General features: G+C 55.2%; 22 protein-coding genes and 1 pseudogene. 17 read left to right on the top strand and 6 right to left on the bottom strand.

What is annotated here, in order from left to right:
* Positions 1–60 precede the first annotated feature (60 nt).
* The gene (mrcA, locus tag AC6I8T_RS19270; RefSeq protein ID WP_208724312.1) at positions 61–2610 is read right to left on the bottom strand and encodes a peptidoglycan glycosyltransferase/peptidoglycan DD-transpeptidase MrcA; all 2550 of its coding nucleotides are present in this window, start codon (positions 2608–2610) and stop codon (positions 61–63) included.
* Positions 2611–2841: 231 nt separating this feature from the next.
* Between mrcA and pilM the strand changes: the two are divergent.
* The 12 genes and pseudogenes from pilM (at position 2842) to trpS (ending at position 12700) form a co-directional block, all read left to right on the top strand.
* Positions 2842–3639: pseudogene (gene pilM / locus AC6I8T_RS19265) on the top strand (type IV pilus biogenesis protein PilM).
* A complete protein-coding gene (locus AC6I8T_RS19260) occupies positions 3639–4181 on the top strand; it encodes a PilN domain-containing protein (protein ID WP_208724310.1) in 543 nt (180 codons plus the stop codon). The pseudogene pilM and the gene AC6I8T_RS19260 overlap by 1 nt, the downstream one beginning before the upstream one ends.
* Entirely contained in the window at positions 4174–4665 is a 492-nt protein-coding gene (locus AC6I8T_RS19255) for a HofO family protein (RefSeq protein ID WP_208724309.1), read from the top strand. The genes AC6I8T_RS19260 and AC6I8T_RS19255 overlap by 8 nt, the downstream gene beginning before the upstream one ends.
* Positions 4655–5044, top strand: coding sequence for a HofP DNA utilization family protein (locus tag AC6I8T_RS19250; protein WP_208724308.1), 390 nt, complete (start codon positions 4655–4657; stop codon positions 5042–5044). Before AC6I8T_RS19255 ends, AC6I8T_RS19250 begins: the two co-directional genes overlap by 11 nt.
* Complete coding sequence (gene hofQ / locus AC6I8T_RS19245) at positions 4980–6245, top strand: DNA uptake porin HofQ (RefSeq protein ID WP_208724307.1); 1266 nt, start codon at positions 4980–4982, stop codon at positions 6243–6245. The genes AC6I8T_RS19250 and hofQ overlap by 65 nt, the downstream gene beginning before the upstream one ends.
* 379 nt (positions 6246–6624) lie before the next feature.
* Complete coding sequence (gene aroK, locus AC6I8T_RS19240; protein WP_021184842.1) at positions 6625–7146, top strand: shikimate kinase AroK; 522 nt, start codon at positions 6625–6627, stop codon at positions 7144–7146.
* A gap of 38 nt (positions 7147–7184) precedes the next feature.
* Positions 7185–8276, top strand: a complete 1092-nt coding sequence (gene aroB, locus AC6I8T_RS19235) for a 3-dehydroquinate synthase (RefSeq protein ID WP_021184841.1) — start codon at positions 7185–7187, stop codon at positions 8274–8276.
* Positions 8277–8346: 70 nt separating this feature from the next.
* On the top strand, positions 8347–9360 hold the full coding sequence (locus tag AC6I8T_RS19230; RefSeq protein ID WP_208724306.1) for an SPOR domain-containing protein: 1014 nt from the start codon (positions 8347–8349) through the stop codon (positions 9358–9360).
* Positions 9361–9456: 96 nt separating this feature from the next.
* Positions 9457–10269 carry an adenine-specific DNA-methyltransferase gene (gene dam, locus AC6I8T_RS19225; protein WP_021184839.1) on the top strand — a complete coding sequence of 271 codons (813 nt, stop codon included), beginning with the start codon at positions 9457–9459 and terminating at the stop codon, positions 10267–10269.
* A 65-nt stretch (positions 10270–10334) separates the two neighbouring features.
* Positions 10335–11018: a ribulose-phosphate 3-epimerase gene (gene rpe / locus AC6I8T_RS19220; RefSeq protein ID WP_497834241.1), complete on the top strand. Its 684-nt coding sequence runs from the start codon at positions 10335–10337 to the stop codon at positions 11016–11018.
* The gene (locus AC6I8T_RS19215; RefSeq protein WP_208724305.1) at positions 11002–11679 is read left to right on the top strand and encodes a phosphoglycolate phosphatase; all 678 of its coding nucleotides are present in this window, start codon (positions 11002–11004) and stop codon (positions 11677–11679) included. The genes rpe and AC6I8T_RS19215 overlap by 17 nt, the downstream gene beginning before the upstream one ends.
* A 16-nt stretch (positions 11680–11695) precedes the next feature.
* A complete protein-coding gene (gene trpS / locus AC6I8T_RS19210; protein ID WP_021184836.1) occupies positions 11696–12700 on the top strand; it encodes a tryptophan--tRNA ligase in 1005 nt (334 codons plus the stop codon).
* Between the two features lie 56 nt (positions 12701–12756).
* Here the strand turns inward: trpS and cysG are convergent, their stop codons facing one another.
* The 4 genes from cysG to nirB all read right to left on the bottom strand — a co-directional run bounded on the left by cysG (position 12757) and on the right by nirB (position 17898).
* Positions 12757–14121: a siroheme synthase CysG gene (gene cysG / locus AC6I8T_RS19205; protein WP_497834240.1), complete on the bottom strand. Its 1365-nt coding sequence runs from the start codon at positions 14119–14121 to the stop codon at positions 12757–12759.
* 79 nt (positions 14122–14200) lie between these two features.
* Complete coding sequence (gene nirC, locus AC6I8T_RS19200) at positions 14201–15004, bottom strand: nitrite transporter NirC (RefSeq protein WP_208724303.1); 804 nt, start codon at positions 15002–15004, stop codon at positions 14201–14203.
* A gap of 30 nt (positions 15005–15034) precedes the next feature.
* On the bottom strand, positions 15035–15361 hold the full coding sequence (gene nirD / locus AC6I8T_RS19195; protein ID WP_021184833.1) for a nitrite reductase small subunit NirD: 327 nt from the start codon (positions 15359–15361) through the stop codon (positions 15035–15037).
* Positions 15358–17898: a nitrite reductase large subunit NirB gene (gene nirB, locus AC6I8T_RS19190; RefSeq protein WP_208724301.1), complete on the bottom strand. Its 2541-nt coding sequence runs from the start codon at positions 17896–17898 to the stop codon at positions 15358–15360. The genes nirD and nirB overlap by 4 nt, the downstream gene beginning before the upstream one ends.
* A gap of 214 nt (positions 17899–18112) precedes the next feature.
* Between nirB and AC6I8T_RS19185 the strand changes: the two genes are divergently transcribed.
* On the top strand, positions 18113–19396 hold the full coding sequence (locus AC6I8T_RS19185; RefSeq protein ID WP_208724300.1) for a cytosine deaminase: 1284 nt from the start codon (positions 18113–18115) through the stop codon (positions 19394–19396).
* Positions 19397–19429: 33 nt separating this feature from the next.
* Here AC6I8T_RS19185 and tsgA read toward each other — a convergent pair whose 3' ends face one another.
* The gene (gene tsgA, locus AC6I8T_RS19180; protein ID WP_021184830.1) at positions 19430–20608 is read right to left on the bottom strand and encodes an MFS transporter TsgA; all 1179 of its coding nucleotides are present in this window, start codon (positions 20606–20608) and stop codon (positions 19430–19432) included.
* Between the two features lie 263 nt (positions 20609–20871).
* Here tsgA and ppiA point away from each other — a divergent pair, with 263 nt between their 5' ends.
* From ppiA to AC6I8T_RS19160, 4 genes are all read left to right on the top strand, one after another.
* Positions 20872–21444, top strand: coding sequence for a peptidylprolyl isomerase A (ppiA, locus tag AC6I8T_RS19175; protein WP_208724299.1), 573 nt, complete (start codon positions 20872–20874; stop codon positions 21442–21444).
* A gap of 99 nt (positions 21445–21543) precedes the next feature.
* Positions 21544–21714 carry a YhfG family protein gene (locus AC6I8T_RS19170; protein ID WP_208724298.1) on the top strand — a complete coding sequence of 57 codons (171 nt, stop codon included), beginning with the start codon at positions 21544–21546 and terminating at the stop codon, positions 21712–21714.
* On the top strand, positions 21704–22297 hold the full coding sequence (locus AC6I8T_RS19165; RefSeq protein ID WP_021184827.1) for a putative adenosine monophosphate-protein transferase Fic: 594 nt from the start codon (positions 21704–21706) through the stop codon (positions 22295–22297). Before AC6I8T_RS19170 ends, AC6I8T_RS19165 begins: the two co-directional genes overlap by 11 nt.
* A 41-nt stretch (positions 22298–22338) precedes the next feature.
* A complete protein-coding gene (locus AC6I8T_RS19160; RefSeq protein ID WP_208724297.1) occupies positions 22339–22914 on the top strand; it encodes an aminodeoxychorismate synthase component II in 576 nt (191 codons plus the stop codon).
* Positions 22915–22997: the final 83 nt, after the last annotated feature.

Raw genomic sequence — 22997 nt, 5'->3', positions numbered from 1 at the left:
ATCGCGCCAGTTTTATTCGATGACCATAAAAAAGCCGGCAATCTGTGCCGGCTTTTTCGATCAGAACAATTCGTGACTTTGTCCGTTGTCCATGATGGTGGTGCCCACGTCATGCACCGAGTATTCCGTCGGCTGGGTGCCGTTGATGAAATACTCCTGACGCGAATTACCGCCGCCATTGGCTAACTTGCCGGTGCTGCGATCAATGGTCACTGTCACCACGCCATCAGGTGGTGTGAGCGGTTGATCCGGCACACCATCCAGCGCGATTTTCATATACGCATCCCACGCCGGTTGCGCACTCTTCGCGCCACCTTCATAGCCAGAAATCTGGTCCGGGATAGCACCGGAAACGGTGGTGCGGCCCAGCGCGCGTGAATCATCAAAGCCGATCCAGACCGAGGTCACCACACCTGGACCATAACCGGAGAACCAGGCGTCTTTCGAGCTGTTGGTTGTACCGGTTTTACCACCGATGTCGTTACGTTTCAGGTCACGACTGGCGCGCCAGCCCGTTCCCATCCAACCCGGTTCACCAAAGATGTTGGTGTTCAGGGCGCTTTTAATCAGGAACGACAGCGGTGTGTTGATCACATGCGGCGCATACTGCTGGTCGCCTGCCGGTTGCGGCTGAGCGGGTACTTGCTCCAGCTCAGGCTGCGGCACGGTCTGGTTTTGCGCCTGATTAGACACCGCAACGTTTTCAACGCTTTCTTCGTTCAGGGCGAGGGATTTCTGCGTGTCGCCATAAATCACAGGCAGATTGCACTGCGGGCAGGCGATCTTCGGTTTGGCTTCAAACACCGTGGTCCCCTGTTCATTCACAATTTTGGTGATGAAATAGGGATCAATCAGGAAACCACCGTTTGCCATCACTGAGTAGCCGCGCACCACCTGCATTGGAGTGAACGAAGCTGCACCCAGCGCCAGCGATTCGGTATGCATAATATTCTGCGCCGGGAAGCCGAAACGTTGCAGATACTGTGCAGCGTAATCAACGCCCATCGCACGCATGGCACGCACCATTACCACGTTTTTCGACTGGCCTAAGCCCTGGCGCAAACGAATCGGTCCGTCATAGGTTGGCGGCGAGTTTTTCGGTCGCCAGTCGGTGCCGGCACCCGCATCCCAGCGAGAAATTGGGACATCGTTGAGAATTGACGCCAGTGTCAGACCACGGTCCATCGCTGCGGTGTACAGGAACGGTTTAATGTTGGAACCGACCTGACGCAGTGCCTGGGTAGCGCGGTTAAACATGCTCTGATTAAAGTCAAAACCACCCACCAGCGCGCGAACCGCACCGTCTTCAGGATTGAGCGACACCAGTGCGGAGTTCACCACAGGTACCTGACCCAGCCACCAGTCGTTGTCGACTTTGCGCACCCAAATCTGCTGACCCGTTTGCAACACCTGCGACACGCTACGCGGCGTAGGGCCTTGCAGCATGTCGGATTTGTAAGCACGCGCCCAGCGCACACCTGCCATCGTCAGTGACACGCTGCTGCCATCTTTCAGCATCGCAGTGGCTTCATCATTGCTGACGTTGGTGACAACCGCCGGGTTAAGTGGGCCATACAGCGGCAGGTCTTTCAGGGCATTCTGAATGCGGGTTTTATCCCAACTGGCTTCACCCACTTTCCACAACACGTTGGTGGGGCCGCGATAACCGTGGCGCATGTCATACGCCATCACGTTATTGCGTACCGCCTGCTGTGCCGCTTCCTGTAAACGACGCGTCACGGTGGTGTAGACCTTGTAACCATCTTCGTAGGCACTGTCACCGTAACGTTTCACCATTTCCTGACGCACCATCTCACTCAGATAAGGTGCAGCAAAGGCGATTTCCGGGCCGTGATAGCTGGCCGCCAGCGGGGTGTTACGGGCGTCGTCATACTGCTGCTGGGTGATGTATTTCTGATCCAGCATACGCGACAGCACCACGTTACGACGCGCCAGCGCACGTTGGTGCGAGTAAAGCGGGTTGAAAGTGGAGGGCGCTTTCGGCAGACCGGCAATCATCGCCATCTCACTCAGCGACAGTTGATCGACTGACTTGCCAAAATAAACCTGAGCGGCAGCACCGACGCCGTAGGCGCGGTAACCGAGGTAAATTTTATTGAGGTACAGCTCCAGAATTTCATCTTTGCTCAGCAGCTGTTCGATGCGAATCGCCAGAAACGCTTCCTTAATCTTACGCATCAGTGTGCGTTCCGGACTGAGGAAGAAGTTACGTGCGAGCTGCTGGGTAATGGTACTGGCACCCTGAGAGGCATGGCCGGACACCAGCGCAATGCTGGCAGCACGGAAAATACCCACTGGATCAACGCCATGATGCTCGTAGAAACGGCTATCTTCGGTGGCAATGAACGCTTTGATCAGCTCAGGCGGCATTTGTTGCAGGGTGAGCGGCACACGGCGTTTTTCACCGTACTGGGCGATAAGCTCGCCATCCGCACTGTAAACCTGCATCGGGGTTTGCAGGCGCACATCTTTTAATGTGTTCACGTCGGGCAACTGCGGCTCTATGTATTTGTACAAACCATAAATCGAGCCGGCTCCCAGCAAGATGCAACACACTGCAAGGATTAATAAATACTTTACGAACTTCACCTGAGATTTCCCATCTGTTGTCGTTTGGGCAGTTTATAAACAATCGCGCGGTAGTATAAAGGCAAGCCTGACGCTTTGATATACCCGGCATACTTCAAGTCCTCCAGGGGACGACTTTTGAGACAGGCGCACTGGCCCCTGACGGCTAACCTGAGAGTTTAGGCAGCAGCGCCCCTCCGAGGACACGAGATATTTCGGCTATTTACCTCTAACGATAAGGAGATCGCGCGCATGGCTTTTCAGCGCTGGCAAATTGGCCTGGATATTCAGAATGGGAAATTTTGTGCGGTGGCGATCCAGCGCCGCCGCCTGGGTTGGCAGCTCAGGTCCTGGCAACAGCGGACGCTGCCTGAAGATACGTTGAAAAATGGCGTGCTCCAGTCATCCCCCGCGTTATTGGCGGCGCTGAAGCAGTGGCGATGTCAGTTGCCAGGTCGATATTCATTGCGCGTTGGCTTGCCGCCACAGCTGGTTCTGCAACGCTCGTTGCCGCTACCTGACGTCACGCTACGTGAACCGGCGCTAAATCGTTATGTTCAGGCATCGGCGCAGCGCTTATTCCCGGTAGAACCGGCATCGTTGGCTCTGGATTATCGTGCATCTTCCGCATCAACCCAGTTATGCATCACTGCGGCACGGCGTGAAGTGATCACGCAATGGCTCGAACCATTGCAGCAGGCCGGTTTGCAACCTGATGTGTTCGAATTAAACAACCTCGCACTGGCACAGGTGGCATGGCGTTTACCTTTGCGTCATCAGCAATTATTGATTCACCCATTAACTGACCACTGGCTGTGGTATCTGGCAGGCTCTACGGCTACTTCGGGGGCGAGTACGGAACCCCTATCTCTGGCGTATTTGCAAGCGACATTTCCAGAGATGGAATCCGCGTGAAGTACCACACCCATGACGGGATTCACCGCGGTTCAACCCTTTTCGCTGCTGCATTATTTGCAGTTACCCCTCCCGGACAACGAAGGGGATTACACTCTCGCACTCGGTCTGGCATTACGCCCGGAGGATGCCTGATGCTGACGGTTAATCTACTTCCCTGGCGTCTCCAACAGTGGCGGCGTCAGCGTCAACAGAGCCTGATGTTCCTGGCGAGTGGTTTTGGTATCAGCCTGCTGATTTTACTGCTGTGTGGCTGGCGCGGATATCTCGTCAGTCAGCAGCACCAGGCTGAGCAACAACAACTCGCACAACGACTTGGCGAGCTTGATCAACAGCTAAGTGATCAACAGCGGTTGCGGCTGCAACGTGATGCTTTAATACAAACGCAACGCCAGCAACAGACGCGGCAATTGCAGCATTTGGCCTGGCAGCAGTTCTGGCAGCAATTACCCGAACTGATGCCGGAAACGTTGTGGCTGAGCCGCATGGAGCGCAGGCAAGGGCAACTGGTGCTGGAAGGGCTGGCGTCGAGCATGGCGGCGATTGGCGATTTTCGCCGCCTGCTGGCGAAAGTGCCACTGTTCCCGGTGATTCGTCAGGGGAACGTGCAGCGTCAGCCAGATGGCCATTACCGTTTTACCTTACGCGCACAGGTGGTGGAGGTGAAAGGTGAATGAAGGGCTTCAGCGCCTGATGCATCTGGCGCTACCGTGGCGTGCCGCCTTGCTGTTGGCGTTGCCACTGCTGGTTTTGGCGCTGGGGTGGTTGGTGGTGCTATTACCGCAACAACAGACGCGTGCCGGGCAAGAGCGCCAATTGGTACAGCAGGCACAACTTGAGCAGCAGCGCTTGCAACAACTTGCGTTGCATCCGACCGTTGCTGAGTTGCTGGTTGAGATCAGTGAGCTGCAACAACCTGCCACCTTCAGTCCACCCCAATTACTTGAAACTCTACTGGCGGCAAGGGGAACGCAACTGGAAGCCTGGCAGCCGGAAAACCAGCCGCAGCATATTGTCCTCAAACTGAACTGGCAGCAATTTACGCCGCTGTTTGCTGAACTGGCGCATACGGCGTTGCCCGTGCCGGAACGTTTTCAACTTCAGGCAGATCAGGGAACACTGATGACGCAACTTTGGCTGGAGAGCCGCGATGAGGGTTAGCGTGCTGCTGTGTTTCCTGTTGGGCAGTCCAGCGGTACTGGCGCGGGACCCTTTCCAACCGATGGCACCTGTATTCTGCCAGTCCACGATAGACCCACCGCAAGGGTGGCGGTTGCAAGGCATCGTCGGTATCCCTGATCACTATGTTGCCTGGCTGCGCTCACCACAGGGTAAAAATGTCAGATTGGAGCAACAGATGCAGTTGCCCCAAACGCCCTGGCGTGTGCAACACCTCACGGCACGCTCATTACTATTGCTGGCTGAACAGAGTTGTTCACCACAGCAAATACAGTTTCGTATAAAAGGAGGTTTCTATGTCACGGAAGACGCTATGGATGCTGGTGGTGCTGTGTCTGAACGCGCCATTGCACGCCAGTGAACAGAGATTGAGTCTGGTTTTTGACGATGCCCCAGTTGAAAACATTTTTCAGGCGCTGGCGGATTATCAGCAAACTAATTTGCTGATTGCTCCGGGGGTTGAAGGGCGGCTCTCCCTACGACTGGAAAATGTCGACTGGCAACGTGCTCTGGCGCTGGTTGCCCGACTGGCGCGACTGAGTGTGGTACAGGAAGAAGACGTGCTGCTGGTTTATCCGGAAAGCTGGCAGCAGTGGCAGGCGCAAAAAATCCAGGCGGAACGTGAGGAACAACAGCAACACATCGCATTGACACAGCAGACGGTCACTTTTTATTACGCCAATGCCAGTGATGCTGCACGTAGCTTGCAAACCGAGCGCTCGCTAATGACCTCGCGCGGCAGTGTCACCGTGGACAGCCGCACCAACAGTTTGTTGCTGCGCGACACGCCCGAGGCGTTGCAGAACACCGTAAGCTGGCTCAAAGCGCTGGACCTGCCACTGGAGCAGGTCGAGTTATCAGCCCATATCGTGACCATCAGCGAGGAGCATTTGCGCGAGCTGGGGGTAAATTGGGGGATCTCACCGGCGGAAGAGGTCACGCAAGCCCTGCGTAATCCGCAGTTGGCGATTCCGCTGGCGGTAAGCAATCCCGCCTTTCGCATGGGGGTGACACTGGGACAGGTGGGAGGTGAGTTGCTCAATCTTGAACTGAGTGCGCTGGAGCAGGAAAGCCAGATTGAAATCATCGCCAGCCCACGGCTTTTTACCTCGCATCAGCAAACCGCCACCATTAAACAGGGAACGGAAATTCCTTATGAGGTGAAATCCGGTAACAGCGGAGCGACTGCCATCGAATTTAAGGAGGCGGTCCTGGGTATGGAGGTGACGCCGGTGGTACTGGGCAATGGCCGTATTCAGTTAAAACTTCGCCTGAGCCAGAACATGCCGGGCCGCAGTATCAACACGGGTGAGCATCAAACCTTAAGTATTGATAAGCAGGAAATCGACACCCAGGTCACGCTGCGTGATGGTGAAACCCTGGCTCTGGGGGGAATTTTTCAGCAGCAGCGGGCGCAAAACGAAAATCGCGTCCCCTGGCTGGGTCAGTTACCGGTGGTGGGAAATCTTTTTCGTCATCAAACGGATGAGCGGAAGAAAAAGGAACTGGTGATCTTCATTACTCCCAGACTGGTCAGGGAAGCAGCGCTTACGACCGGATAAAGAGGAAAATTCGCTCTGTGATGCCAACTGCGTTGACGCAGGACAGGAATTAGCTTACAAGGTTTAGCGATTTTTAAACGGTGTAACGGAACGCGACAAAAAATCTCCCGATGGGCGTCAGTCACAAGCGATACTGGCGTCAGATGAACATATATCCTGAAGTTCAAGGGGTAGCGGAGGTGCGTTACCGTCTCGCGAACCACAGACCGGTCCTGTTATGAGGTCGCCGGGGGCAATTTATTCGGTTGCCAAACGGCCATGAGTGTTGAGATAATTTTTCGTCTGACTCTTGCTAACGCTCATGAGGTCTCAGTTCCTGTCCCGCCAGCTAAAGCTGAACGCGGGGTATCATCAACGAATTCTTAGTAATACCGACAAAATGGCAGAGAAACGCAATATCTTTCTGGTTGGGCCGATGGGTGCCGGCAAAAGCACTATTGGTCGTCAGTTAGCTCAGCAACTCAATATGGAATTTTTCGATTCCGATCAGGAAATTGAGCGACGTACCGGAGCGGATGTGGGCTGGGTGTTTGACGTTGAAGGCGAAGCGGGTTTCCGCGATCGTGAAGAAAAAATTATCAATGAACTGACCGAGAAGCAGGGCATCGTGCTGGCTACCGGTGGCGGTTCCGTCAAATCCCGAGAAACCCGTAATCGTCTCTCCGCCCGCGGTGTGGTCGTCTACCTCGAAACCACCATCGAAAAGCAACTTGCTCGTACGCAGCGTGATAAAAAGCGCCCATTACTGCAAGTTGACTCGCCGCCGCGTGAAGTACTGGAAGCGCTGGCAGACGAACGTAACCCGCTTTATGAAGAGATCGCTGATGTCACTATCCGCACTGACGATCAAAGTGCAAAAGTAGTGGCAAATCAGATCATCAATATGCTGGAAAAGAGTTGATCCAGCGCCTGAGGGCTAAGTCATAGGTATCGGTCATCATGGAGAAGATCACTGTCTCGCTCGGGGATCGTAGTTATCCCATCACCATTGCTGCTGGGCTGTTTAACGATCCGGCTTCTTTTTGGCCGCTGAAAGCCGGTGACAATGCGATGCTGGTCACCAACCAGACGCTGGCGCCGATCTATTTGCAGAAGCTGTCGGCACTGCTGAGTGCAGCAGGGGTGAAAGTGGATCAGGTGATCCTGCCCGATGGTGAGCAGTATAAAACGTTGGCGGTGATGGATGAGGTGTTTACCGCCTTGTTGCAGAAGCCGCATGGCCGCGATACCACGCTGATTGCGCTGGGCGGTGGTGTGATTGGTGATCTCACCGGTTTCGCTGCGGCCAGCTATCAGCGCGGCGTGCGTTTTATTCAGGTACCGACGACCTTGCTTTCTCAGGTGGATTCTTCCGTTGGTGGTAAGACCGCCGTTAACCATCCGCTCGGCAAAAACATGATAGGCGCGTTTTATCAGCCTGCCTCCGTGGTGGTTGATACCGATTGCCTTGCCACACTGCCGCCGCGCGAACTGGCGTCAGGTCTGGCGGAAGTGATCAAATATGGCATCATTCTTGATGGTGATTTTTTCCAGTGGCTGGAGCAAAATCTTGATGCTCTGCTGGCGCTGGATGAAAAAGCCATGGCTTACTGTATTCGCCGTTGCTGCGAGCTGAAAGCCGAAGTCGTGGCCGCTGATGAACGTGAAACCGGTCTGCGCGCGTTGCTGAATCTGGGCCATACTTTTGGTCATGCCATTGAAGCCCATATGGGTTACGGCAACTGGCTGCACGGTGAAGCGGTTGCCGCAGGCATGGTGATGGCTGCGCGTACCGCTGAACGTCTTGGTCAGTTCAGTGCGGCGGATACCGATCGCATTATTGCGTTGTTGCTGCGTGCCGGTTTACCGGTGCATGGTCCGGAAAGCATGGCGGCGGAAGAGTATTTGCCGCATATGATGCGTGATAAAAAAGTACTGGCGGGCGAACTGCGTCTGGTGCTGCCTCTCGCTATCGGTCGCTCTGAAGTGCGTGCAGGCGTAGCACATGATATGGTGCTGGCTGCAATTAACGATTGTCAGAAATCATTATAATACCCGCCGGGTAAAGAAAAGAGTGGTGATGCGGCGCGTCGGATGCGTGCCGTTTTACGGAGGAGGCTAAATGGATGAGTTTAAACCGGAAGACGAGTTAAAACCTGATGCCAGTGACCGTCGCCCCACACGGCCCCGCAAATCGTCGTCTGCGCCAAAAGTAAAAGTACCGGTTTCCCGTCAGCATATGATGATGGGTATCGGGATTCTGGTTCTGTTATTGCTGGTACTGGGTATTGGTTCGGCACTGAACGGCCCGGATGAAAGCAAGCCAGCGAATACCGCAGGAAGTAACAGCCCAGCTCCGGCTTCTGGCGGCGCGGAAAAGAATATTGATCTCTCCGGTTCCACCTCCATGAGCGGCCAGCAGAACACGACGCCAGCGCCGGAAGGCAGCGCGTCACAACCCGCCGCGAATGCGCCAACCGCTGACAACGGCTCACAATCCATCACTATGCCTCCTGTGTCATCAACGCCGACGCAGGCTGCACCGGTAGACACGCCGGCGAATCAGCAACGTGTGACCCTGCCAGGCGATCTCAATACTGCACTGAATAATCAGCAGGGCCAGGTGGATAGCGCAGCACAGGGTGCGCAGGGCAACAGTTCATTGCCTACGGCTCCCGCGACGGTAAGCGGCAGTGGTAAAGCCATTTCCCCGCCGATCGCGCGTGAAGAAAAGCCGCGTGCCAGCAGCCAGCGTGAAACCCATACCCCAACGCATAAAGCCCCGACGGCCAGCAAGCCAGCCGTACGCGAGAGCAAACCGCAGTCGACAGTCACGCATAACGCCGCACCGGTCAGCAGTGGAGCCAGTAAGTCTCTGCCTGGCGGTAACTATACGTTGCAGTTGAGTGGCGCTTCGAAAGCGGAAAGCTTGAATGCCTGGGCGAAGAAACAGAATCTGAGCGGCTATCATGTGTATAAAACCACCCGTAATGGTCAGCCCTGGTATGTGCTGGTAAGTGGCTCCTACGCTACCCCCGCAGATGCCAAACGTGCAGTCTCTTCGCTGCCTGCCGAAGTGCGCGCGCAGAACCCGTGGGTGAAACCCCTGAGCCAGGTGAAAAAAGAAAGCGAGTAATCATTGTGGGGCCGCGTCACTGTGGCCCCGTTTTAAGCGCAAAGCTGCTGTCGGTACCGCCACAGCCAATAATTAAGATGTAATAACCACGACAGCATGAAAAAAAATCGCGCTTTCCTGAAATGGGCCGGAGGGAAATACCCGCTCCTTGATGACATTCGTCGTCACTTGCCGCAAGGCGACTGCCTGATTGAGCCATTTGTTGGTGCCGGTTCTGTGTTTCTCAACACGGATTATGACCGTTATCATCTGGCTGACATCAACAGTGACCTGATCAACCTGTACAACATCGTCAAAACCCGCACCACGGAATTTATCGACGATGCGCGTAAGTTATTCACACCGGAAGTCAACAACGCAGAGTTCTACTACGCGCAGCGGGTGGCCTTTAACGCCAGTCGTGATGTGTATCAGCGCGCCTTGCTGTTTCTGTATCTCAATCGTCACGGTTATAACGGCCTGTGCCGCTACAATTTGCGCGGTGAGTTTAATGTGCCTTTTGGCCGTTATCGCAAACCTTATTTTCCTGAAGCGGAACTGCTGTGGTTTGCTGAACGGGCGCAAAAAGCCACTTTTGTCTGCGAATCGTACGATGTTACTCTGAACCGCGCACATAAAGGCTCGGTGGTGTACTGCGATCCGCCGTATGCGCCCTTGTCGGCGACGGCCAATTTTACTGCCTACCATACCAACAGCTTCAGTATGCGCGAGCAGCAGCATTTGGCAGAACTGGCGGCCCAGCTGGCAAAAGAGAATCAGATTCCGGTATTAATTTCCAACCACGATACCCTGCTGACGCGTGAGTGGTATCGGAATGCGGTATTACATGTTGTTAAAGCCCGGCGTTCCATCAGCCGAAGCATAAGTGGTCGCACTCAGGTTGACGAACTGCTGGCGCTTTTCCGCTAGCCTGTTTCGTCCGCGACCAACGCATTACGCCAGCTCGTGCTGGCGCACAAAATTGGGAGAATCGGATGAAACAATTTTTACTGGCCCCTTCAATCCTGTCTGCTGACTTTGCCCGTCTGGGTGAAGACACCGCCAAAGCGCTGGCGGCAGGCGGCGATGTGGTGCATTTCGATGTGATGGATAACCACTACGTTCCCAATCTGACGATGGGGCCGATGGTGCTGAAAGCATTGCGCGATTACGGCATCACCGCACCGATCGATGTGCATCTGATGGTTAAACCGGTGGATGAACTCATCCCGGCCTTTGCCAAAGCCGGTGCCAGCTACATTACTTTTCACCCCGAAGCCAGCCAACATGTTGACCGCACGCTGCAACTGATCAAAGAACACGGTTGTAAAGCGGGTCTGGTGTTTAACCCGGCAACGCCACTCAGCTATCTCGATTATGTGATGGATAAGCTGGATATCGTCCTGCTGATGTCGGTTAACCCTGGCTTTGGCGGTCAGTCTTTCATTCCCGGTACGCTGGATAAACTGCGTCAGGCGCGTCGTCTCATTGATCAGAGCGGCTACGATATCCGTCTGGAAGTGGATGGCGGTGTGAAGATCGACAACATCGGTCAGATTGCCGCAGCCGGTGCGGATATGTTTGTCGCCGGTTCCGCCATTTTTGGTCACCCCGATTACAAAAAAGTGATCGATGCGATGCGCAGCGAACTGGAGAAGGTAAATGGCTCATTTCACTGATATTCGCGCCCTGGCGTTTGATCTGGATGGTACGCTGGTGGACAGCGCGCCGGGCCTGGCCCAAGCCATCGATCATGCCCTGGGTGATTTGCAGTTGCCGCCGCCAGGTGTAGCGCGTGCCTCAACCTGGATTGGTAACGGTGCCGATGTGATGATGACCCGTGCGCTGACCTGGGCACTGGGCCGCGAACCGCAGGAAAATGAACAGCGTGATGCGCGCACGTTGTTCGATAAGTATTACGCCGAAACCGTGGAAGCGGGCAGTACGCTGTTCCCCCAGGTAAAAGCCACACTGGCAAAATTGGCAGATAAGGGCTTGCCGCTGGCGATCGTCACCAATAAACCGACGCCGTTTGTTGCCCCTCTGCTGGCTTCGCTGGGCATCGCTGACTACTTCTCTCTGATTATTGGTGGCGATGATGTGGTAGTGAAAAAACCGCATCCGGCAGCGATTTTCCTCGTACTGGGACGATTTGGTGTGTTGCCACAGCAATTGCTGTTTGTTGGCGATTCACGCAATGATATCCTCGCAGCCCAGGCAGCAGGCGTACCGAACATTGGCATGACCTTTGGTTACAACTACGGCGAACCCATCGCCAGCAGCCAACCCGATTTAACACTCGACTCTTTTGACGAACTTTTGCCCGCACTCGGGCTGTGATTATCAGGATATAAGCATGAGCAAACCCATCGTTTTCAGCGGCGCCCAGCCTTCCGGTGAACTGACCATTGGCAACTACATGGGTGCGCTGCGTCAGTGGGTGCAGATGCAGGATGATTTCCACTGCATTTACTGCATCGTCGATCTGCACGCCATTACCGTTCGCCAGGACCCCGCCGCGCTGCGTAAAGCGACGCTGGATACTCTGGCGCTGTATCTTGCCTGTGGCATCGATCCGAACAAAAGCACCATCTTTGTTCAGTCGCATGTCCCGGAGCATGCTCAGCTGAGCTGGATCCTCAACTGCTACGCCTACTTCGGTGAGTTGAGCCGCATGACGCAGTTCAAAGACAAATCTGCACGCTATGAAGAGAACATCAATGCCGGTCTGTTTGACTATCCGGTGCTGATGGCGGCCGATATCCTGCTGTATCAAACCAACCAGGTCCCGGTGGGTGAAGATCAGAAGCAGCATCTGGAGCTGAGCCGTGACATCGCCCAGCGTTTTAACGCGCTGTATGGCGACATCTTCAAAGTGCCGGAGCCCTTTATTCCGAAATCGGGTGCACGCGTGATGTCGCTGCTGGAGCCAACTAAGAAGATGTCGAAATCCGACGACAACCGTAACAACGTGATCGGCCTGCTGGAAGATCCGAAATCGGTGGTGAAGAAAATCAAGCGCGCGGTGACCGATTCTGAAGAGCCGCCAGTGGTGCGCTACGACATCAAAGAGAAGGCCGGGGTATCGAACCTGTTGGATATTCTCTCGGGTGTAACGGGCAAACCCGTCCCGGAACTTGAGCAGGAGTTCGAAGGTAAGATGTATGGCCACCTGAAAGGCGCCGTTGCTGATGCGGTTTCAGGCATGCTGACCGAGTTGCAGGAGCGTTACAACCGCTACCGCAATGATGAAGAATTCCTCAATCAGGTGATGCGTGATGGTGCGGCCAAAGCCCGTGCACATGCGCAGGAGACGCTGAAGAAGGTATACGAAGCGGTTGGCTTTGTTGCTCAGCCATAAGCGCTAACGCAGCAAAGGTGAAACGGCGGGCCATGAGGATCCGCCGTTTTTGTTTCTCAGAACCAGCGTAGCCGATCGCGCAGTCCGACCACGCGACCGACAATAATCAGCGCCGGGCTGGTAAACTGCTGCGCCAGCGCGGCCAGTGCACCCAGCGTGCCGGTGGCAACGCGCTGCTGTGGGGTGGTACCGTTTTGCACCAGCGCTACCGGCATCTCCGCGTCCATGCCATGTGACATCAATTGGCGCTGGATCTCAGGTGCCTGCGTCAGACCCATATAAAACACCAGCGTTTGCTGCTCGGCGGCCAATTTTTGCCACTCAATGTCACCATGCTGCTGCAAATGGCCGGTGACAAAACACACGCTCTGCGCATGATCGCGGTGGGTGAGCGGGATGCCGCTGTAAGCCGCACAACCCGATGCTGCGGTAATCCCTGGCACCACGCTAAACGGGATATGATGCTGCGCCAACACCTCCAGCTCCTCGCCGCCACGACCAAAGATAAAGGGATCGCCACCTTTGAGGCGCACCACGCGTTTACCACGCTGCGCCTGGTCCAACAGCAACTGATTAATTTCCGCCTGCGGCACACAGTGGTGACCGGCGCGTTTGCCGACAAAAATACGCTCCGCATCGCGTCGTACCAGATTGAGTATCGGATCGGATACCAAACGGTCATACACCACCACATCCGCCTGCTGGATATGTTGCAGGCCTTTCAACGTCAGCAGTCCCGCATCGCCAGGCCCGGCACCGACCAGCACCACCTCACCTTGTTGTGACAGCGGCGCATCAAACAGCGTCTTGACCAGCGCCTCCGCGCGGGGATGATCACCGTTTGCCAGCGTTTGCGCCAGACGATCGCTGGCAAAGAAGCGTTCCCAAAAATGACGACGCTGAGCGATGCTGCTAAAGCGATTTTTCACCCGCTGGCGCAGTGAACCGGCCAGTGTAGCCAGTTGGCCCAGATGCTGTGGCAGCATCGCCTCCAGCTTCTCTCGCAACAGACGAGCCAGCACCGGTGCGCGACCACCGCTCGATACGGCGATCATCAACGGTGAACGGTCGACGATGGAGGGCATGATGGCGCTGGCTTGCTCAGGGGCATCGACCAGATTGCAAAAGATACGGCGAACTTCGGCGGCTGCGCCCACCTGTTGATTCACTGCATCATCGTTGGTGGCGGCAATCACCAGCCAGCAGTCTGCCAGCCACTCTTCAGTGAACGCGCCTTGCCATAACACCACTTTCCCCTGTTGTTCCCACTGTAAGAAAGCAGGGGAAAAATCCAGCGCGCCAACGTGCAAATCAGCACCGGCCTCCAGCAGCAAGCGTGCTTTGCGTTCCGCGACATCACCGCCGCCGACCAGCAAACAACGTTTGCCCTGAAGACGGCAAAATAGGGGAAAGTAATCCATAGCTCATCCTAAAAGAGTGCTGCTGTGATCCGTAGCGGCGCGATTTATCGCGCCGCTACGGACATTGGTGTGAAAAATATTATGCGGATTTAAGTTCACTGGTCTGGGATGCTGCCCGTGGTCGTTGTGCCTGCGGCGTGGCGTACCAGTAACCGAGCCCCATCAGCACCATGCCGGAGAACATATTACCCAGCGTTACCCACAACAGGTTGTGACCGATACCCGCTAAAGTCAGGTCGGCATTATGCTGACCAAACCATGACAACGCAAAGAGCGTCATATTCGCGACAGAGTGTTCATAGCCAGAGGCGATAAAGGCCAGCAGACACCACCAGATAGCGAGGAACTTCGCGGTCCCCTCGGTGCGAACTGCCATCCAGATCGCGAGGCAAACCAGCCAGTTACACAACGCACCCTTAAAGAACAATGCGCTGGCGGTTTGCGTGGTTTTCGCCAGAGCCGCGCTGTGGATCAATGAACCCGCATTGGGCAATAGCGCGCCCGCCGCGTAGTAATACATCAACGCTACGGCCACCGAACCGATCAGGTTGCCGAGCCAGGTTTGCGGCAGAATACACCACATCTGACCGGCGCGAATGCTGCCTGCTTTGACGCCAATGGTGAGGAACATGGTGTGACCGGTAAACAACTCCGAACCGGCGATGATGACCAGCGTCAATGCCAGGCCAAAGGTCGCCCCCATAATCAGTGGTCGCCAGGCCGGATCGGCGAGATTGCCCAGAGTGAAGATCAGGATAATCGCCAGCCCGACGTAGGCACCTGCCATCGCAGCACTGATCCAGAAGGCCAGTGGATTGTGTTGGGTGGTGCGCGCAATGCGCGCCGCATTGGCGGCGCATTTTTCCAGGGTGTCAGTAAACATAGTCATGTCTCAGAAAGTAAAAGAATTTTTTCAGACGCAGATTTCAACCCGGCCCTGGCTGACGCGCACCGGATAGCTCGCCACTGACCGCGCTTCATCCTCAAGACACAATCCGTCGCTCAGGCGGAAACGTTGTTTTTTCAGCGGGCTGGCAACCCATAGCGTCTGCTGATGCTCAGCAATGATGCCGCGCGACAATACGCTCGCTGCGGCAAAGGGATCGATGTTGCTCAGGGCAAACAGTTGCTCATCATCGTGGGGACGGAAAATGGCAATTTGTTGCCCTCGCACCAGTGCGCATACGCCAGTGGCGGGCAGAATTTGGTTAAGTTCACATACGGCATGCCACTGGCTCACAGATCGGCCTCCTCAATCAGGTTAACGGCAATGCGTTCGGCAGGGCGCGCCGGGCGATGTTGATCGCGCAGGTTGATATTCTGTATCAACGGATCGCGTTGGCTGCTGTTGATAAAGGTGGCGAAGTGCGCCTGCGGCTTCGCATCCCTGACCGTTGCGGCCCATTCGCATTCCACCAGGCTGCGCAGACGCGTAATTTCGCTCTCCAGTTGGCTGTTCAGGGCGAGCTTGTCATCGACGATGACGCTGCGCAGATAATCAATGCCGCCTTCCATATTTTCCAGCCATACCGAGGTTCGTTGCAGGCGGTCAGCGGTGCGGATGTAGAACATCATAAAGCGGTCCAGATAATGCAGCAGCGTGTCACGATCGAGGTCAGCGGCCAGCAGGTCGGCATGGCGTGGTTTCATGCCGCCGTTGCCGCAGACATACAGGTTCCAGCCTTTTTCAGTGGCGATCACACCAACGTCTTTGCCCTGGGCTTCAGCGCATTCGCGTGTGCAACCGGAGACGCCGAACTTCATTTTGTGTGGGGTACGGATGCCTTTGTAGCGGTTTTCCAGTTCGATGCCGAAGCCAAGGCTGTCACCGACACCGTAGCGGCACCAGGTGCTGCCAACGCAGGTTTTCGCCATACGTAACGCTTTAGCGTAGGCTTGCCCGGTTTCAAAGCCTGCGGCGATCAGCTGTGTCCAGATAGCCGGAAGATCGTCGCGCTGTGCGCCGAACAGGCCAATACGCTGTGAGCCGGTGATTTTGGTGTAGAGATGGTACTGACGCGCCACTTGGCCAATTGCCATCAACCCATCCGGGCTGATTTCCCCGCCGGGTGAGCGCGGGATCACTGAGTAGGTACCGTCTTTCTGGATATTGCCGAGGAACAGATCGTTGCTGTCCTGCAAGGGGGTCAGCTGCGGCTGAAGGATGTGCTCATTCCAGCAGGAGGCCAGCAACGAACCGATGGTGGGTTTACACACTTCACAACCATAACCCTGCCCGTACTTCGCCAGTAGCGCGTCGAACGAGGTTATCTCTTCCACGCGGATCAGGTGGTACAACTCCTGGCGTGAGTAAGGGAAGTGAGCGCACAGATGGTTTTTCACCTCGACGCCCTGACGGCTCAGCTCGGCATTCAACACCTGGGTGATCAGTGGAAGGCAGCCACCGCAACCGGTTCCTGCGCGGGTTTCTGCCTTGAGTGCTGCCACGGTGTGACAGCCCTTTTTCACGGCGCTGACAATATCGCCTTTGCTGACGTCGAAGCAGGAGCAAATCTGTGCGTTATCAGGCAGTGCATCGACCCCAATGGCCGGTTTTTCACCGCTACCTGCGGGCAGGATTAGCAACTCAGGGCGCGCTGGCAGGGGGATTTTATTCAGCGCCAGTTGCAGCAGGTTGCCGTAGTCGCTGGTGTCACCCACCAGCACCGCGCCGAGCAGGGTTTGGTTATCTTCGCTGACGATCAGGCGTTTGTAGATGGATTGTTGTTCGTCGAGCCAGACATAGCTGCGTGCGCCTGGCGTGCGGCCATGCGCATCGCCAATGCCGCCGACATCTACCCCCAACAACTTGAGTTTGGCGCTCATATCGGCACCGGTGAAGGCATTGTCGCGGCCCAGCAAGGTATCGCTGGCTACCTGGGCCATTTTGTAGCCTGGTGCCACCAGGCCAAATACCTGATTCTGCCATGCCGCGCATTCGCCGATGGCAAAGATGGCCGGATCGCGGGTCTGACAGCGATCGTCAATGGCGATACCGCCGCGTGGGCCGAGTGGCAGGCCACAGTGCTTCGCCAGTTGGTCCTGCGCGCGAATACCGGTCGAGAACACAATAAAATCGACGTCCAGTGAGCTGTTATCCTTGAAGTGCAGCGTTTTACCCCCGTGGCTGTGGTGGACAATTTCGTGCGTATTCTTACCGGTGTGCACCTTTACGCCCATCTGCTCAATCTTATGGCGCAACTGTTCGCCACCCTGACGATCGAGCTGTTCTGCCATCAGCACTGGCGCGAATTCGATCACATGGGTTTCAATACCGAGAGTTTGTAATGCGCCAGCGGCCTCCAGTCCGAGCAGGCCACCGCCAATCACGGCCCCGCGTTGACTGCGCTGTGCACAGGCTGCAATCGCATCGAGGTCTTCGATGGTGCGATAAACAAAGCAGTCGCTGCCATCCGCTCCCTGAATCGGGGGGATCCACGGGTAAGAACCGGTAGCGAAGATCAGCGTGTCATAGGGCACAACACGGCCAGTACTGGAATGAATCCGCTGCTTGTCGCGGTCAACAGCAATGGCGCGCTCACCCAGCAGCAGGTTGATCTGATGTTTTTCGTAGTAGCCTGCACTGACCAGCGAAAGCGCTTGCGCGCTGTGGTGGGTGAAATAAGCGGACAAGTGGACGCGATCATAAGCGACCCTCGGTTCTTCACAAAAAACGGTGATGGCAAATTGACTGGGTTCTGCCTTATCAATTAATTCTTCTATGTAGCGGTGACCGACCATGCCGTTGCCAATAATGACGACCTGATGTTTGCTCATATTTTCCCCAAAACGAAGGTGTATGCGGCTACCTTAGCCGTTACAAGAATGGGGTTATTGATGCATATCAAATACCCCTTTATATACTCATTTAGAGGTATGTTACTGATATTAAAAACATTCACCTCTGGGCGGTAAATCGTGCGGCCAGGGGATGTGCAAGGGACGGGTATTGACGCTATTTTAAGATGTCGCGTTTCTACAGGAGAAGGGCATGGCTAAGACGTCGCTGCAATGGATCAACAATCTGCGTTTACCCGGCCAGCAGGGGTTGTGGCAAATCGAAATCGGGCAGGGGAAAATTTCCCGTATTGTCCCACAATCGGCCGAGTGCAGCGCCCAGGAAGGTGTACTCGACGCCGAAGGCGGCCTGGCAAGCGCCCCCTTTATTGAACCGCATATCCATCTCGATACCACGCAAACCGCGGGTGAACCGGCGTGGAATCAATCCGGAACGCTGTTCGAAGGCATTGAACGCTGGGCCGAGCGTAAGGCTTTGCTGAGTCATGATGACGTAAAGCAGCGTGCAAAGCAGACGTTGAAATGGCAAATCGCTAACGGTATCCAGCATGTGCGTACCCATGTGGATGTTTCAGACCCGACGCTGACCGCGCTGCAAGCCATGCTGGAAGTGAAAGCGGAGATGGCGCCGTGGATTGATATCCAGATAGTCGCCTTTCCGCAGGAAGGTATTCTCTCTTATCCCAATGGCGAAGCCCTGCTGGAAGAGGCACTGCGCCTCGGCGCAGACGTGGTGGGAGCGATCCCCCATTACGAATTTACCCGTGAGTATGGCGTTGAGTCATTACACAAGGCCTTTGCGCTGGCGAATCGCTACGACCGGCTGGTGGATGTGCATTGCGATGAAATCGATGATGAGCAGTCGCGTTTTGTAGAAACCGTCGCGGCACTGGCTCATCGCGATGGCATGGGGGGCAGAGTGACCGCCAGTCATACCACGGCGATGCATTCCTACAACAATGCCTATACCTCACGTCTGTTCCGTCTGCTGCGCCTGTCAGGTATCAACTTTGTCGCCAACCCGTTGGTAAATATTCATTTGCAGGGCCGTTTTGACAGCTACCCCAAACGGCGCGGCATTACCCGGGTTAAGGAGTTGCTGGAGGCGAATATCAACGTCTGTTTTGGTCACGACGATGTGTTTGATCCCTGGTATCCGCTCGGTACCGCCAGCATGTTGCAGGTGCTGCATATGGGGCTGCATGTCTGCCAGTTGATGGGTTATGAACAGATTGATGCGGGGTTGCAGCTAATCACCACCAACAGCGCCAAAACCATGCAACTTAGCGGTTATGGCCTGGAGCCGGGTAATGATGCCAGCCTGATTATCCTGCCAGCCGAAAGCGGATTTGATGCGGTGCGACGTCAGGTGCCGGTGCGTTATTCGTTGCGTAAAGGCGAGCTGGTGGCAGCAACAGAGCCTGCAAGCAGTGAGATCTATCTGGGGGAAACGGAAGCGGTAACCTTTCGGCGTTGAGTTGCAGGGCGGACTGACGTCCGCCCGCGCAGGTTAGTGCGTAATATGGCCGTGCTGGCGATGTTTAGTGACAAAGCCGAGCAGTACACACATCACAAACACCACGGCGTATAAGCCGTTAGCAGTCGCCAGTGCCGCATGCGCACCGCCTTTCGCCACAATCGGACCGGTGACCACAAAGGTCAACATGGTACCGACGGTACCGCAAGTCAGGATAAAGTTGACCAGCTTCGGTGATGAGGCTTTGGTTTGCAGTGAACCCAGGGTGATGATGGTGGTGTAGATAGCGCTGGAGCTGAAGCCGAGTGTCATGATGATCCAGTGCAGCATATTGGCGTCATTGGTGCTGACAAACCAGTACATCAACACGGTGGCAATCGCCGCCAGTACCATCAGGATACGTTGCAGATCGAAGAAGCGCAGCAGGAAGCTGAACACCCACATGCCGACCATATAGGCGGTCCAGAAGTTACCTACTAACTGGCCGGCAGCAGCGATATCCATCCCCATGGTTTTGGTGGCGTATTCCGGCACCCAGGAGATGAAGCCCAGTTGGCCGAGGATGTAGCACAGCGCGGCAATCGACAGGAACAGCACGCCGATACCCCATTTCTCTTTTTCCGCCGCCTGCGTTTCGGTGTTGTTTTTCAAAACCGGGAACTCAACGCACAGCGCCAGCACGAAGATGGCGATATAAATAACGCCAATGCAGGCGTAAACCCAGTACCACGGCAGGGCGCGCGCCAGCAGGATGCCAGCGATAATCGGGAACAGCGTACCGGCCATGCTGAAGAAGGAATCAGTAAACAGCAGGCGTGAACCGCGCTGGCGACCATCGTACAGATGGGTAATGAGGAAGGTGCCGATCGACATGGTAATGCCGCTCACCACACCAAGCACAAACATGCACAGTGAGAACACCGACAGGTTGTGGCTGGTCATCAGACCAAACACCGCCAGTACCATTAGCACGAAGCCAAAGATCAACTGACGTTTTAACGGCACAATCACCATCAGCCAGGCGTTAAGGAATACCGCGACCAGAATACCGGTATTGAGAAAGGTGAAGGTGTTACTCATTTCCGAGATCGGCAGCTGGAAATACTGTGCAATATTGTCCAGTACCATCCCGGTCACAATCACCAGTGCGCCCGTCAGCGCATAAGAGAAAAAGCTGATCCAGGTAAGGCCAATACGATTACGGTTTGTCATGTGGGGGACCTGTTTTGAGCACCGAAGTTGGCAAAAAGTGTCATGAATTGTAAATGCAACTGTGATCTTAATAAACAAAGAGTGAAATAAGGTTATTAGATTTCACTAATAGTGTGATTTGCGTCACGCAAATGATTGCGTAGCCCCGAATTTCGGGCATTTGCCGCTGCCGCGTAAATATAGGTAAAACGCTGGCTCTTGTATTACATGCTCTTTACAATCAATCTCGTTTTGAGCTTGCACTTCATGGTAAGGAATCTTTCATGTTTAAACGTACTTTGACAGCGGCAGTTGCCCTGTTAGCGCTCTCATCTGTTTCCGTTTCTGCCCTGGCGGCAAAAGGCGATACTCACGTTCTGCTCACCACCTCTGCGGGTAATATCGAACTCGAACTGAATAACCAGAAAGCCCCGGTGTCGGTGAAAAACTTTGTTGATTACGTCAACAATGGTTTCTACAACAACACCATTTTCCATCGCGTGATCCCTGGCTTCATGGTGCAGGGGGGCGGTTTCACCACGGATATGCAGCAGAAGCAAACCAACGCGCCAATCAAAAACGAGGCAGATAACGGCCTGCGTAACCTGCGCGGCACCATCGCGATGGCGCGTACTGCGGAGAAAGACAGCGCAACCAGCCAGTTCTTTATTAACGTTACCGACAACGCCTTCCTTGATCACGGACAGCGTGATTTTGGCTATGCCGTATTTGGTAAAGTTGTGAAAGGAATGGACGTGGCCGATAAGATTTCTCAGGTGCCGACCAAAGATGTGGGTCCGTACCAGAATGTGCCGTCAAAACCGATCGTTATCCTCTCCGCCAAAGTTCTGCCCTGATTTTTTTGCGCGCCATTTTGCGATGGCGCCTCCTGCCGCTCTCCGGCAAAGCGAATATTTGCTGCTTATACTTAGGGCAAATTGCTTGCCGGAGGCTCTATGACCAGCAAACTGACCGACAAACAGAAAGCCACGCTGTGGCAACAGCGCCGTGCTGCCAGCTATCAGGCCAGCTGCCGTCTGGCGGGCTATATGCTGAGCGAACCGGCCATCACGCTTGAACAGGCCGACGAACGGCTGACCTCGTTAAGGAGGCAATATGGCGGATAACTCACTGGCGGTACGCGATCCCTATCTGTGGCATAACGACAGCGTGCTGAAGAATCGCCTGGATATTCACGACAGCGCCCAATTGCGTAAAGCCGAACTGGCGTTCAGCGCGGCACGGCTTGCCACCCTGGAGTTGGGGCCGCAGCGCAGGGGGATGCCATGGCTGTGTCATATTCATCGCACCCTGTTTCAGGATCTCTACAGTTGGGCCGGTGAGCTGCGCACGGTAGATATCTGGAGCGACGAGACGCCATATTGTCACTGCGCCTACATCGAGAAAGAGGGTAACAACCTGATGAGTGCACTGGCGGATGAAGACGGGTTGAGCCATCTGGCGCAGGATGAATTTGTCAGGCGTCTGGCACATTACTACTGCGAGATTTATGTGCTGCATCCGTTCCGGGCCGGGAATGGCCGCGCACAACGCATCTTCTTCGAGCAACTGGCGTTGCACGCAGGCTATTTGCTGACGTGGGATAAACTGGACCGTGATAGCTGGCGTGCGGCGATTCGCGAGGCGGTAGGTGGCGATTTAACTCTGCTCAGTGCGCAGTTTGCAAAAGTGGTAAGCCCCGCCCGCTAAAATGCGTAGAATAGCGGCGGTTTGACCTGCCTGAGGGCGCTATGCTGCTGTTAATCGATAATTACGACTCCTTCACCTGGAATCTCTACCAATACTTTTGCCAATTGGGTGCTGACGTCAGGGTGGTGCGCAACGATGCCATCACCCTCGACGAAATGGAGGCGCTACCGCTCACTCATCTGGTGATTTCGCCTGGCCCCTGCACTCCGGATCAGTCCGGCATCTCGTTGGCGGCGATCCGCCGTTTTGCTGGCCGCTTACCGATCCTTGGCGTATGCCTTGGCCATCAGGCCATTGCCCAGGTGTATGGCGCGCAGGTGGTACGCGCGCGTCAGGTGATGCACGGCAAAACGTCGGCGATTCGCCATAACGACAGCGGTGTCTTTCGTGGGTTAAATAATCCGCTCAACGTCACCCGTTACCATTCGCTGATTGTGGCGCGCGCGACCCTCCCTGAAGAGTTCGAAATTACCGCCTGGAGCCTGCGTGATGGTGAACCGGATGAGATCATGGGATTCCGCCATAAAACGCTGCCACTCGAGGGGGTGCAATTTCACCCGGAAAGCATCCTCAGCGAGCAGGGCCATCAGCTTCTGGCGAATTTCCTGAAGACTTAAGTTGTGTTTGCCTTTGTGTGATTTTTTATGCATATTTTGTGATTATAATTTCACGTCAGCTCAACAAATAATCCGATGAGGTA

Source organism: Pantoea sp. X-Soil-OKNW-556, from assembly GCF_059730695.1.
Note: the sequence above shows the minus strand (reverse complement) of the source record. Positions and strands in the feature narration are given on the sequence as shown.

Coding starts and splice junctions, on each gene's coding strand:
- AC6I8T_RS19260 (WP_208724310.1), top strand. CDS start 3,639: ATGCTGACGGTTAATCTACTTCCCTGGCGTCTCCAACAGTGGCGGCGT.
- AC6I8T_RS19250 (WP_208724308.1), top strand. CDS start 4,655: ATGAGGGTTAGCGTGCTGCTGTGTTTCCTGTTGGGCAGTCCAGCGGTA.
- hofQ (WP_208724307.1), top strand. CDS start 4,980: ATGTCACGGAAGACGCTATGGATGCTGGTGGTGCTGTGTCTGAACGCG.
- aroK (WP_021184842.1), top strand. CDS start 6,625: ATGGCAGAGAAACGCAATATCTTTCTGGTTGGGCCGATGGGTGCCGGC.
- aroB (WP_021184841.1), top strand. CDS start 7,185: ATGGAGAAGATCACTGTCTCGCTCGGGGATCGTAGTTATCCCATCACC.
- AC6I8T_RS19230 (WP_208724306.1), top strand. CDS start 8,347: ATGGATGAGTTTAAACCGGAAGACGAGTTAAAACCTGATGCCAGTGAC.
- dam (WP_021184839.1), top strand. CDS start 9,457: ATGAAAAAAAATCGCGCTTTCCTGAAATGGGCCGGAGGGAAATACCCG.
- rpe (WP_497834241.1), top strand. CDS start 10,335: ATGAAACAATTTTTACTGGCCCCTTCAATCCTGTCTGCTGACTTTGCC.
- AC6I8T_RS19215 (WP_208724305.1), top strand. CDS start 11,002: ATGGCTCATTTCACTGATATTCGCGCCCTGGCGTTTGATCTGGATGGT.
- trpS (WP_021184836.1), top strand. CDS start 11,696: ATGAGCAAACCCATCGTTTTCAGCGGCGCCCAGCCTTCCGGTGAACTG.
- cysG (WP_497834240.1), bottom strand. CDS start 14,121: ATGGATTACTTTCCCCTATTTTGCCGTCTTCAGGGCAAACGTTGTTTG.
- nirC (WP_208724303.1), bottom strand. CDS start 15,004: ATGTTTACTGACACCCTGGAAAAATGCGCCGCCAATGCGGCGCGCATT.
- nirB (WP_208724301.1), bottom strand. CDS start 17,898: ATGAGCAAACATCAGGTCGTCATTATTGGCAACGGCATGGTCGGTCAC.
- AC6I8T_RS19185 (WP_208724300.1), top strand. CDS start 18,113: ATGGCTAAGACGTCGCTGCAATGGATCAACAATCTGCGTTTACCCGGC.
- tsgA (WP_021184830.1), bottom strand. CDS start 20,608: ATGACAAACCGTAATCGTATTGGCCTTACCTGGATCAGCTTTTTCTCT.
- ppiA (WP_208724299.1), top strand. CDS start 20,872: ATGTTTAAACGTACTTTGACAGCGGCAGTTGCCCTGTTAGCGCTCTCA.
- AC6I8T_RS19170 (WP_208724298.1), top strand. CDS start 21,544: ATGACCAGCAAACTGACCGACAAACAGAAAGCCACGCTGTGGCAACAG.
- AC6I8T_RS19165 (WP_021184827.1), top strand. CDS start 21,704: ATGGCGGATAACTCACTGGCGGTACGCGATCCCTATCTGTGGCATAAC.
- AC6I8T_RS19160 (WP_208724297.1), top strand. CDS start 22,339: ATGCTGCTGTTAATCGATAATTACGACTCCTTCACCTGGAATCTCTAC.